General features: G+C 65.0%; 9 protein-coding genes. 4 read left to right on the top strand and 5 right to left on the bottom strand.

Annotated elements, in window-relative coordinates; translation table 11 throughout:
- Nucleotides 1–94: 94 nt before the first annotated feature.
- Both ACP16H_RS03830 and ACP16H_RS03825 read left to right on the top strand, forming a co-directional pair.
- A complete protein-coding gene (locus ACP16H_RS03830) occupies nt 95–874 on the top strand; it encodes an SDR family oxidoreductase (RefSeq protein WP_425070928.1) in 780 nt (259 codons plus the stop codon).
- Between the two features lie 3 nt (nt 875–877).
- Nucleotides 878–2,017 (top strand): hypothetical protein, encoded by a 1,140-nt coding sequence (locus tag ACP16H_RS03825; RefSeq protein ID WP_425070927.1) that lies wholly within the window; start codon nt 878–880, stop codon nt 2,015–2,017.
- Between the two features lie 8 nt (nt 2,018–2,025).
- On the opposite strand, the gene ACP16H_RS03820 is transcribed toward ACP16H_RS03825, so the two are convergent.
- From ACP16H_RS03820 to ACP16H_RS03800, 5 genes are all read right to left on the bottom strand, one after another.
- Complete coding sequence (locus tag ACP16H_RS03820) at nt 2,026–2,718, bottom strand: M48 family metallopeptidase (protein ID WP_425070926.1); 693 nt, start codon at nt 2,716–2,718, stop codon at nt 2,026–2,028.
- Between the two features lie 151 nt (nt 2,719–2,869).
- A complete protein-coding gene (gene purL, locus ACP16H_RS03815; protein WP_425070925.1) occupies nt 2,870–5,029 on the bottom strand; it encodes a phosphoribosylformylglycinamidine synthase subunit PurL in 2,160 nt (719 codons plus the stop codon).
- Between the two features lie 76 nt (nt 5,030–5,105).
- Nucleotides 5,106–5,672, bottom strand: a complete 567-nt coding sequence (locus ACP16H_RS03810; protein ID WP_425070924.1) for a DUF6151 family protein — start codon at nt 5,670–5,672, stop codon at nt 5,106–5,108.
- A 145-nt stretch (nt 5,673–5,817) separates the two neighbouring features.
- Nucleotides 5,818–6,189 carry a YbaN family protein gene (locus ACP16H_RS03805; protein WP_425070923.1) on the bottom strand — a complete coding sequence of 124 codons (372 nt, stop codon included), beginning with the start codon at nt 6,187–6,189 and terminating at the stop codon, nt 5,818–5,820.
- Between the two features lie 291 nt (nt 6,190–6,480).
- The gene (locus ACP16H_RS03800) at nt 6,481–7,386 is read right to left on the bottom strand and encodes a LysR family transcriptional regulator (RefSeq protein WP_425070922.1); all 906 of its coding nucleotides are present in this window, start codon (nt 7,384–7,386) and stop codon (nt 6,481–6,483) included.
- A 168-nt stretch (nt 7,387–7,554) separates the two neighbouring features.
- Here ACP16H_RS03800 and ACP16H_RS03795 point away from each other — a divergent pair, with 168 nt between their 5' ends.
- The gene (locus ACP16H_RS03795; protein ID WP_425070921.1) at nt 7,555–10,968 is read left to right on the top strand and encodes an indolepyruvate ferredoxin oxidoreductase family protein; all 3,414 of its coding nucleotides are present in this window, start codon (nt 7,555–7,557) and stop codon (nt 10,966–10,968) included.
- 352 nt (nt 10,969–11,320) lie between these two features.
- Nucleotides 11,321–12,205: a lysophospholipid acyltransferase family protein gene (locus ACP16H_RS03790; RefSeq protein ID WP_425071127.1), complete on the top strand. Its 885-nt coding sequence runs from the start codon at nt 11,321–11,323 to the stop codon at nt 12,203–12,205.
- Nucleotides 12,206–12,220 lie beyond the last annotated feature (15 nt).

Genomic DNA, 12,220 nt, shown 5'->3' with positions numbered 1-12,220 from the left:
CGTCCTGCCATTGTATGCGGAAGAATTGTGTCATCAAATAGGTATGAGGTCGGCCTTTTGCCGACGTTGCGGAAACGACAACAGGGAGGGTGCCATGGATCTGGGCATTCGGGAAAAACGCGCGCTGGTGTGTGCGTCGAGCAAGGGATTGGGGCGCGGCTGTGCCGAGGCGCTGGCAGAGGCGGGTGTCGACCTTGTGATGAACGCACGCGGGGTAGAGGCGCTGGAGCAGACGGCGCAGGAGATCCGTGACCGTTATAACGTCCAAGTGGCGACGGTTGCGGCGGATATCGTGTCCGACGAGGGCCGTGCGAAGGTGCTGGAGGCCGCAGGGGCGGTGGATATCCTCGTGACCAACGCCGGTGGCCCGCCGCCGGGGATGTGGACGGACTGGCAGCGCGAGGATTTCCAGAAAGCCATCGAAAGCAACATGTTGACGCCGATCCTGCTGATGCAGGCGCTGATGCCGGGGATGGTCGAAAAGGGCTGGGGCCGGGTGGTGAACATCACCTCGCAATCGGTGAAGGCGCCCATCGCGGTGCTGGGCCTGTCGAACACGGCGCGCACCGGGCTGACGGGGTATGTTGCGGGCGTGTCGCGGCAGGTGGCACCGAATGGGGTCATGGTGAACAACCTGCTGCCGGGCATTCACGCCACGGACCGGGCGGTGTCGCTGGATACCGGCGTGACCAAGGCGCAGGGCATCAGCATGGAAGAGGCCAAGGCGCAGCGCGAGGCGACCATTCCGGCGCGGCGCTATGGCGATCCGGCGGATTTCGGCAAGATGTGCGCCTTCCTGTGCTCGCAGCACGCGGGCTTTATTGTCGGGCAAAACATCCTGATGGACGGCGGCCAGACGCTGTCGACGATGTAACCCATGGCGCGGGGGCCGGACGGGAAGGGCGGCGGGGCCGGGTTCTCGTTGGCCGATCAGCTGTTCAACCGGGACTCGGTGGCGGACCTCGCCGCCGATTTTTCGGTTGTGCCTAGGTTCGATGCGGGGCGGTTCATCGACACGGTCGTGCCGGGGCTGGCGGGGCGTGGGCTGCTGGAGCGGCTGGAGTGGATCGCGGACGGGCTGGAGGCGCAGTTGCCCGCGCGGTTCGGCGCGATGGCAGAGGCGCTGGAGGCGGCCTTGCCCCCGGAACTGGACCCTTCGCGGAAGGACGATGATTTCGGGCGGTTCATCCATGCGGTGCACGGGGTTCTGGCCGTACGGCACGGGATGGAGGAACCGGAACGCGCGCTGGACCTGCTGCACGCGGCGACGCGGCGGTTCTCCATGGAATTTTACGTGCGGCCTTTCCTGAACCGCTGGCCCGAGGCGGTGCTGGCGCGGTTGCGCGACTGGCAGCATGACGGGAATTACCATGTGCGGCGGCTGGTCTCGGAAGGGACGCGACCCCGGTTGCCCTGGGCGAAGAACATCGAGATCGACCCGGCGGTGCCGTTGGAGTTCCTCGAGACCTTGCATGGCGACGAGGCGCGGTTCGTCACGCGCTCGGTGGCGAACCACATGAACGACTTGTCCAAGGTGATGCCCGATGAAGTGGTGGCGCGGCTGGCGCGCTGGCGGGACGAAGGGCGGCAGGAGGCGCGCGAGATGGACTGGATCACGCGCCATGCCCTACGGACGGCGGTGAAGCGTGGCGAGCCGGGGTCGCTGGCCTTGCTGGGCTATCGGGCCGGGGATGTCACGGCGCGATTGCAGGTGCTGACGCCAGAGGTGGAGATCGGCGGCGCGCTGCGCTTTGTCGTGGACATCGAGGGCGAGGCGGGGCGGCCGGTCATGGTGGATTATCGGCTGCGGTTTGCGCGGCCAACCGGAACGGCGGAAAAGGTGTTCAAGCTGAAGGCCGGGGTCGTGGGAACACAGGGGCTGCGGCTGGAGAAGCGGCACGTCCTGAAGGGCGATGCCACGACCTATCGGCTGCACCCGGGCTGGCATGGGATCGTGGTACAGGTGAACGGCGAGGATGTGGCCGAGGGCGGCTTTGACCTGAGGGAGTCGGGGTAAACCCCGACCTACGCGTCCTGAGGGGTCCAGCGGTTTTCCAGCGCTTCGATGGCCTTGATCCGGTCCGCCGTCTTGGGGTGGGACATGAGCCAAGCGGGGACGGCCCCTGCACGCGACCGCGTCAGCGCCTCGAGCTTCTCGAACAGCGATTTCTGCGGCGCGATTCCGATGCCGGATTTGTGCAGCAGGGCAGAGGCATAGGCGTCCGCCTCGTATTCGTCCGAGCGTGACAGGTGCGCGGCGAGCATCGAGGTCAGCATGTTCGCGAGCCAGACGCCGATGCCGGGCAGGAAGCGGCCAAGCACCGTGGCCAGCGCCACGCGAATGGCGTTCTGGCCGGAGAAGTCGATCATGCGGCGGCGCGAATGCCCCAGCGCGACGTGACCCAGCTCGTGGGCGATGACGGAGGCCAGTTCTTCGGCGGTGACCTCGCCTTGCTGGTATTTGCGGAAAAAGCCTCGGGTGATGAAGATACGTCCGTCCGGGGCGGCGAGACCATTGACCGGGTCGATCTCGTAGATGTTCACGCGGATGCGCGGCAGGTCGAGCGCCTTGGCCATGCGGTCCGTGAGGGTTTTCAGCGTAGGGTCGGCCAGTTCAGTGGAACGTGCGTCCAGCTCGCGCCGGGTGCGCCAGGCCGAGAAGTGGTACATGGCGAGCGCGTAGAGGATGGCGAGGAGGAGGGGCGTGAACTTCAGCATGGGGGGAATATGGGGTGCGGTTCGGCGATGGGGAAGGGCGATTTTTCCAAGGGAAAATCGCGGCCAACGATAGGACCCGTTGCGTATGCTTTCGGGGCAAAGGAAAACGCCCGCCGGGAGGGGCGGGCGTTTTTTGGAAATTGCGATGGTATCAGCCGAAAAGGCGTTCGAAGGTCGATTTGTTCAGTGCAACGAGGTCAGCCAGCGGCGCCTCGGACGACCCGAACTTCACCGTGTCGCCCACGAACTTGCCGACAGAGGTCAGCGTCACATCGGCCTGCGCGGCGGCCAGCATCAGCGCCTCCGCCTGGTCGAAGTTGCAGGCGATCAGGTAGCGGCCCTGATCCTCGCCAAACAGTTCCGCCGTGTCGACGGTGTCGAGCATGATGCCAACGCCGCCAGCCTGCGCCATCTCGAAGGCGGCCAGTGCGAGGCCCCCATCGGCGAGGTCGGTGCAGGACTTGATCCAGTCGCGGTTGGCGCGGACGAAGTCACCGGCAGCCTTTTCGGCGGCGAGGTCCACATGCGGTGCATCGCCGTCTTCGCGGTTGAAGACCTCGGCCAGCAGGGCCGACTGGCCCAGATGCGTGCCCGCGCCGCCCAGCAGCAGGGCCACATGGCCTTCGCGCGGGGTGTCGAGGATCGGGGCCTCGTCAGCGGCGATCAGGCCCACGGCACCGATCGTCGGCGTCGGCAGGATGCCTTTGCCGTCGGTCTCGTTATAAAGCGACACGTTGCCGGAGACGATCGGCATGTCGAGCGCGGCACAAGCCTGCCCGATGCCGTCCAGCGCGCCCACGAACTGCCCCATGATCTCGGGCTTTTCGGGGTTGCCGAAGTTCAGGTTGTCGGTGGTGGCCAGGGGCAGCGCGCCCACGGCGGTCAGGTTGCGATAGGCCTCGGCCACCGCCTGCTTGCCGCCTTCGACCGGGTTCGCCTTTACGTAGCGCGGGGTCACGTCCGAGGTGAAGGCGAGTTTCTTGTCGGTGCCATGCACGCGGATCACGCCCGCGCCAAAGCCCGGGGTGCGCATGGTGTCGGCCATCACCTGGCTGTCGTACTGGTCGTAGACCCAGGATTTCGAGCAGTAGTTGGGCGAGCCCAGCAGCGCCTTCAGCCCGTCGATACCGTCGATTTGCGGCACGTCGGCCAGCGGGGCAGCGGCGGGGGTGGCCACATGCGGGCGGTCGTATTCCGGGGCCGACGACGAAAGTTTGGACAGCGGCAGGTCGGCCATGCAGACGCCGTTGTGCATGATGAGGAAGCGGTCCTCGGCGATGGTCTCGCCCACGATGGCGAAATCGAGGTCCCACTTGTCAAAGACCGCCTTGGCCTCGGCCTCCTTCGCGGGGTCGAGCACCATCAACATCCGCTCCTGCGATTCCGAGAGCATCATCTCGTAGGCGGTCATGTTCGCTTCGCGCTGGGGGACGTTTTCCAGGTCGAGGCGCACGCCAAGGCCGCCCTTGTCGCCCATTTCCACCGCCGAGCATGTGAGGCCCGCAGCCCCCATGTCCTGAATGGAAATCACCGCGCCGGTCTGCATCAGCTCGAGGCAGGCCTCCATCAGGCGCTTCTCGGTGAAGGGGTCGCCGACCTGCACGGTGGGGCGCTTTTCCTCGATGGTCTCGTCGAATTCGGCCGAGGCCATGGTGGCGCCGCCGACACCGTCACGACCCGTCTTTGCACCCAGATACACCACCGGACGGCCCACGCCGGAGGCCGCCGAGTAGAAGATCTTGTCTGCGTCCGCCAAACCGGCGGCAAAGGCGTTCACCAGGCAGTTGCCGTTGTAGGCAGAGTGAAAGCGGACCTCGCCGCCCACGGTCGGCACGCCGAACGCGTTGCCGTAGCCGCCGACGCCCTCGACGACGCCATGAACCAGCTGGCGGGTCTTCGGATGCTCGGGCACGCCAAACGACAGCGCGTTCATCGCCGCGATGGGGCGCGCGCCCATGGTAAACACGTCGCGCAGGATGCCGCCCACGCCGGTGGCCGCGCCCTGATAGGGTTCGATGTAGGAGGGGTGGTTGTGGCTTTCCATCTTGAAGACCACGGCCTGCCCGTCACCGATGTCCACCACGCCCGCGTTCTCGCCCGGGCCGCAGATGACCTGCGGGCCGGTGGTCGGCAGCTTCTTCAGGTGGATTTTCGACGACTTGTAGGAACAGTGCTCGTTCCACATGGCCGAGAAGATGCCCAACTCGGTGAAGGTCGGCTCGCGGTTCAGGATGCGGAGGATCTCGGCGTATTCATCGGGCTTGATGCCGTGGGATGCGATGAGCTCTTCGGTGATGGCCGGTTCCTGCATGAGTCTTCCCCTGGGTGACGCGTTTGCCGCCCCCTTTAAGGCAAGGGCGCGGCAGGGGGAAGGGGGCCATGGGCGTTCAGGCCGGTCCGGTGCTGGCGGCGTTGCGTTCGGCGAGGGTCAGCACCTTGGGGTCGCGCATCGGTGTGCCCTCTTCGGTGAAGAAGGGGCTTTGGGTCTTTTGCCGAAAGAAGGCGCCAATGGCGCGGCCGATCAGGGTGGCGCCTGCCGCTTCGAATCCCTTTTCCTTGACCGCGCCGCGCGTGCTGTCGGTGTTCACGCGGCCCTTTGGCGGGCCGAGGCATTCGGCGGGGGCCGGGACAATCGCGCCGATGAAGGGGATCGTGGGTTTCGGCAGGGTGTTGGCGATGGGGGAACCACAGCAGGCGGCGTACCAGCGCAACAATCCCCTGGGCGACAGGCGCAGGCAGTTCAGGTCAGCGCCAGAGGTGAAATGCAGCCCGTCGGGCGTGGTCTGCCAGATATGGGTGCCACCGTGCGGGGCGAGGATCTCGGGGTGGCCTGTGTGGCGGGCGAAGGCCTGACAGTCCTTGCAATAGCAGACGATGTGGCGCCCCGGGGCCTGCGCGGACAGCGACCAGTTGGTCTTGCCGCAGGAACAGGAGAGATGTTGCGTGGTTCTCATGAAAGGTCCATTGGAAAACTGATGTCGGGAAAAGTCGTGCGAAGCGTAACGGAAATACGGGACGCTGCAAGAGTGGGAGCGGTGATCCAACGGTGCGCCTGCGGCGCGCAGGTTTTTTGGTCAGGCTCCGTTCCGGCGTCTGGCTTCAGGCGTCGGGCCGCGTCCAGACAAAGGTGCCTGCCCCGATCAGGCAGGCGGCCTGAAGCGCCAAGGCATAGGCGGGCAGGCCCATGGCAAGGCTGAGCACGAAGGCGGCGGCCATCATGGTGACGGCGAGGCGCTTGTGCGGGCGCGCGATGGCGCCCGACCGCTCCCACGCGAGGATCGGCGGGCCAAACCGAGGATGTGTTTCCAGCCACAGTCGCAGACGCGGCGACCCCTTGCCGTAGCAGAGCCCCGCGAGCAGCAGGAAGGGAGTCGTGGGAAGGATCGGCAGCGCGATGCCGATTACGCCCAATGCCAGCGCGACGCTGCCGGCCGCGACCCAGACAGGGCGTGCGAGGCGGTGTGACGGCATTGACGGTTCCTTTACCTGTCGGTGCACAGATGCTGCGACAGTAGTGTGACCCGCTCGGGTTAAAAGGGGGTGAGGGTGGATAACCTTGCCATGCGACCAAAAAAAAGGCCGAGCAAAAGCTCGGCCGTAGTCCAACAGGGAGGTTGAAGGTGCATTGCATATGCATCGCTCCTTCACCTGCCGATTAAATCACCGCATGTGACTCGATCAAGAGCATTCATGTCGCAGACGCAGCATTCCCGCTATGCGTGACGTGCATACCACACTGTGATTCTCTGGTCAGGGTTGTGCTTAGTCCGTTCCCATCGCTTTTCGCTGGCGGCGATGGGCGATAATTTCATCCTGGACGAAATCGCGGAACGCGGCCACACGCTTGGATTGCCGGAGTTCTTCCGGGTATGCCAAGAAAACAGGCACCTCGACGCTTTCGATTTCCGGAAAGACGCGGACCATCGTCGGGAAGTCCTCGATGATGTAGTCGGGCAGGACGCCGATCCCGAGGTTCGCGATTACGGCCTGCAACACGCCGAAGTAGTTGTTCACCGTCAGGCTGGTCTGCACGTCATGGGCAAACAGGCTTTGCACCAGTTGTTCACCTGCCAGCACCTGCGGCGCGCCCGGCTTCTGGCAGATCAGCCGGTGATCGTGCAACTGCTCCAGCTTCGTCGGCTCGCCATGCTCCGCCAGGTAATCGGGCGAGGCATACATGCGCATCCGGATGCCCATCAGCCGCTTGCGGATCAGGTCGGCCTGGCTGGGTTCCTTCATGCGAATGGCCACGTCAGCCTCGCGCATGGGCAGGTCGAGCACGCGTTCTTCCAGCATCAGGTCGATCTTCAGATCGGGATATTTCTCGTAAAGCTTCGCCAGACGCGGGGCCAGCCAGAGCGCGCCGAACCCGTGGGTGGTGGTGACGCGCAGCTCGCCGAACACTTCCTCCTCACTGTCACGGATGCGGGCGGTGGCGCTGTCGATGCGCTTGTTCATGGCCGAAGTGGCGTCAAACAGCAGTTCGCCCTGCTCGGTGAGAATCAGCCCGCGCGCATGGCGGTGGAACAGGGTGGTGTTCAGCGACTCTTCCAGCGCGCGGATCTGCCGCGAGACGGCGGATTGCGACAGATGCAGCGCGTCACCGGCATGCGTCAGGCTGCCGGCGTCGGCCACAGCGTGAAATATTCTGAGCTTGTCCCAATCCATACCAAACACTTTCGACTGTTGGCGCTGTCATAGACGGTAGAATCTGTCATTTGAATAACAAGTTGACTTAACATCAGGTATATAACGAAATTTTGCCTATGAAGGTCAGCGTTTTTGACCTATTCTGCTGCTAGAATGCCCACATCTTCGCGTTGGGAGGCGCAGGACATGAGCAAGCATCGCATTACCCTGAACGACCGTTTCGATCTGAGCAAGGACACCGTGCTGCTGAACGGCACGCAGGCGCTGGTCCGCCTCATGCTGACGCAGAAAGCGCGCGACCGGGCGGCGGGGTTGAACACGGCAGGGCTGTGTACCGGCTATCGCGGCTCGCCGCTTGGGGCGGTCGACATGATGATGCACCGCGCCGAGAAGCAGCTGAAAGCCAACGACATCCTGTTCAAGGAAGGCCTGAACGAGGACCTCGCGGCCACGGCGCTTTGGGGGGCGCAACAGGCCGAATTGCGCGGCGAGGGCAAGTTCGACGGGGTCTTTGGCCTTTGGTACGGCAAGGGACCGGGTGTGGACCGCTCCGGCGACGCGATGCGCCACGCCAACATGGCCGGAACGTCGAAGCACGGCGGCGTGCTGATGGCCATGGGGGATGACCACACAGGCGAGTCCTCCACCGTGCTGCACCAGTCGGAATGGGCGCTGGTGGATGCCTACATGCCGGTCGTTTCCCCGGCGGGCGTGCAGGAAATCATCGACTATGGGCTTTATGGCTATGCGCTGTCGCGCTTTGCCGGGGTCTGGGTCGGCCTCAAGACCATGAAGGACACGGTCGAGGCCACGGCGGTCGTCGATGGCCGCATCGACCGGGTGCAATTGGTCGAGCCGGAATTCGTCATGCCCGAAGGCGGGCTGAACATCCGGCTGGCGGATACGCCCCACGCGCAGGAAACGCGCATGATCGACTACAAACGCTTTGCCGCCGAGGCGTTCAGCCGTGCCAACGGGATGGACAAACGCGTCTGGGGCAAGCCGGGGGCCAAGGTCGGTTTTGTCGCGGCGGGCAAGAATTGGCTCGACCTGCTGCACGCCATGTCCTTGCTGGGCATTGATGAACAAGAGGCCGAGCGTCTGGGGATCACCACCTACAAGGTCGGTCAGGTCTTCCCGCTGGACATGCAGGGCTTTCACGACTGGGCCGAAGGGCTCGACCTGATCGTGATCGTCGAGGAAAAGCGCAAGCTGATCGAGGTGCAGGTCAAGGAGGCGATCTTTGACGACCGCCGCGGGCGGCGCGTTTATGGCTGGTACAAGGGCGGCTCGGGCGCGATGCACCGCGAGGAACTGTTCCCGACGCGCGGCGCGCTGGACCCGGTGTGGATTGCGCGCAAGCTGGGAGAGATCCTCGTCGAGGAAGGGCGCGGCACCGAGGGCGTGAAGGCCGGTCTGACTCGTATCGAGGAAGCCACACGCGCCGACAATGCCGAGGAAATCGCGCAGCGCACGCCGTGGTTCTGCGCCGGATGCCCGCACAACTCGTCCACAAAGGTCCCCGAGGGGTCGCGCGCCTATGCCGGGATCGGCTGTCACTACATGGTGCAATGGATGGACCGCTCGACACAGGGCTTTACCCACATGGGGGCCGAAGGGGCGAACTGGATCGGCGAGGCACCGTTCTCCACGCGGGAGCACGTCTTTCAGAACCTTGGCGACGGAACCTACAACCACAGCGGTGTGCAAGCGATCCGCGCGGCGCTCGCTGCTGGCACGAACATGACATACAAGATCCTCTTCAACGACGCGGTCGCCATGACCGGCGGCCAGTCGAACGAAGGCGGCCTGACACCACAGCGCATCGCCGCCGAGGTCATGGCCATGGGTGTCGAGCGCGTCGCCGTGGTGGTGGATGAAAAGGAGGAGGTCGCGGCCTTCCCCGAAGGCGTCACCATGCACGAACGCGCCGATCTGGAAACCGTGCAAAAGGGGCTGGCGCAGCATCCCGGTGTCTCGGTGCTGCTGTACGTCCAGACCTGCGCCGCCGAGAAGCGCCGCAGGCGGAAACGCGGCAAGTTCCCCGACCCGGACCGCCGCGTCTTTATCAACACCGACGTCTGCGAGGGCTGCGGCGATTGTGGCGTGCAGTCGAACTGCGTCGCCATCGTGCCCGAAGAAACCGAACTGGGCCGCAAGCGGGCGATCGACCAATCGGCCTGCAACAAGGATTTCTCTTGCCTGAAAGGGTTTTGCCCCTCGTTCGTGACGCTGGAAGGGGCGCGGGTGAAGAAGGCCGAGACACGCACCCTGGACCTGCCAGACTTGCCGGCCCCGGCATTGCCGTCCATCCAGGGCACATGGAACATCGTTGTCACCGGCGTCGGCGGTACGGGCGTCGTGACCATCGGCGCTGTGCTGGCACAGGCGGCGCAGATCGACGGCAAGGGCGCGGCCATGATGGAGATGGCGGGCCTCGCGCAGAAGGGCGGCGCGGTGCATATCCACCTGCGGCTGGCGGAAAAACCCGATGACATTTCGGCGGTGCGCGTCGCGACGGGCGAGGCCGATGCGCTGATCGGCGGCGATCTGGTGGTCTCTGCCGGGGCCAAGACGCTGGGACTGACGCGCACGGGACGTACCGGGGCGGTGGTGAACAGCCATGAAATCATCACCGGTGAATTCACCCGGAACACGGAATTCCAGCTTCCCAGCGACCGTCTGACGGTCGCGCTTCAGGCGCGGCTGCAGGACCGGGTGGCCTTTTTCAATGCCTCCGAACTGGCGCGGGTTGCGCTTGGGGATTCGATCTTTTCTAACGTCATGATCCTCGGCGCGGCCTGGCAACAGGGGCTGGTGCCGCTGTCGCTGGAGGCGATCCGCGACGCCATCGAATTGAACGGCGCGGCGGTGGCGGGCAACCTGCGCGCCTTCGAGATCGGGCGGTGGGCCGTCACCCACCCCAAGGACGCAGCGGCGCTGCTGGTGTCGACGGTCGTCGAGAAGCCCAAGTCGCTGGACGAAAAGATCGCCTTCCGCGCCGACCATCTGGTGAAGTACCAGGACGAGGCGCTGGCCGCCAAGTACCGTCGCCTGCTGCGCGACATTCCCGATCCGCGCCTGAAGGAGGCCGTGGCAAAGGGCTATCACAAGCTCTTGGCCTACAAGGACGAATACGAAGTCGCCCGCCTGCATCTGGAGACCGAGGCCAAGGCGCGGGCGGTGTTCGACGGCGATTTCGAGATGACCTTCCACCTCGCACCGCCGCTCATCAGCCAGGAGGGCGCGGACGGGCGTCCGATGAAAAAGACCTTTGGGCCGAAGATGCTGACGGGCTTTCGCTGGCTGGCGCGGATGAAACGCCTGCGGGGGACTGCACTGGACGTCTTTGGCCGCACCGAAGAGCGCCGCATGGAACGCGCCCTGATCGCGCAATACGAGGCGGATATGGCGGCATGGCTGCCGAAGGCCGCGCCCGAGGTCATGGACGCGCTGGTGGCGCTGGCGGAGCTGCCACTGTCGATCCGGGGCTTTGGTCCGGTGAAGCTGGCGAATGCCGCGAAGGCCGAGAAGCGCCGCGAGGAATTACTGTCGGTCTTGCGCGCTGGTGGTGCGCCGCTGAAGGCCGCGGCGGAGTAGCCTTTCGCACGCTCGCGAGGTCGCCCGCGCGTTGCTCGAACGACCGCCCGGGGGGCTTTGCCCCCCAGACCTAAATATGGCCTGTCGCGCTGTGCGCGACGGCGGGGGCGCTGCCCCCAAGAGCCGGTTATAGTTTGTCGCGCTGCGCGCGACGGCGGGGGGCTTTGCCCCCCACACCCCCCAAGGTATTTGGGAAACCAAAGAAGCTGGAGCGTGCAAGGATCGGCCTCCGTTTATCAGTGTCGTCCGATCCGCCCGGCGCGTCACGATACCTTCATTAAACCGTCACAGGATCTGTTCAGAAGGCGCGAACCCGATTAGGGAGCCGACAGAGCAGGGAGCGTTTGGCATGATGGAGCAGCGGCGGGACGTGGCGCGGGATATCTCCTACGCGCATTCGGCGCAGTCGCGCGGCGGGCGTGCCTTGATCCGCCTGATGGAAAACGCCACCGGCCGGCTGTCGCTTATCCGGCGGGCGGCGGGCTACGAGCACGAGGTCGCGGGCGGGCGCGATTTCTGGCAGGTCATGGTGGATCGCTATGGCTTGCAACTGGAGGTGGTCGGCGGATCGCTGGACAACCTGCCGAAGGACGGGCCGCTGGTGGTGATCGCCAACCACCCTTACGGCATCCTCGACGGGTTGATGCTGGGGCATATCCTGTCGGTCGTTCGGGGCGATTTCCGCATCCTCGCGCATCGCATCTTTCGCAAGGCGGAGGAGCTGAACCGCATCATCCTGCCGATTTCCTTCGACGAGACGAAGGAGGCCGTGGCGCTGAACCTCGAGACGCGCCGCGAAAGCCTGCGTTACCTGGGGCAGGGCGGCTGCATCGGCATCTTTCCGGGCGGCACCGTGGCGACGGCGGCAAAGCCCTTTGGCCAGCCGCTGGATCCCGGTTGGCGGACCTTCACGGCCAGGATGATTTCAAAGAGCGGCGCGACCGTGGTGCCGATCTATTTCGATGGTCATACCTCGCGGCTGTTCCAGCTGGCGTCGCATCTGCACACCAACCTGCGCATGGGTCTTCTGATAAAGGAGTTCCGCAAGCGGGTCGATACGCCGGTGCGCGTCGTGATCGGGCAGCCGATCCCTGCCGAGGCGCTTGCCGCGCGCGCCGGTGACGCACGCGCGATGATGGATTTCCTGCGCAGAAGCACTTATGAGTTGTCGCCAGAGCCGATGCGGACATACGACTACGGCTTCGAGTTCGAAGAGAAGCACAGGTCCCGGCAGTAAAACCGGGCGGCATAG

The organism is Sagittula sp. S175 (assembly GCF_049800975.1).
GTDB lineage: Bacteria > Pseudomonadota > Alphaproteobacteria > Rhodobacterales > Rhodobacteraceae > Sagittula.
The sequence above is the reverse complement of the archived record's forward strand: the minus strand, read 5'-3'. Positions and strand labels throughout refer to the sequence as shown.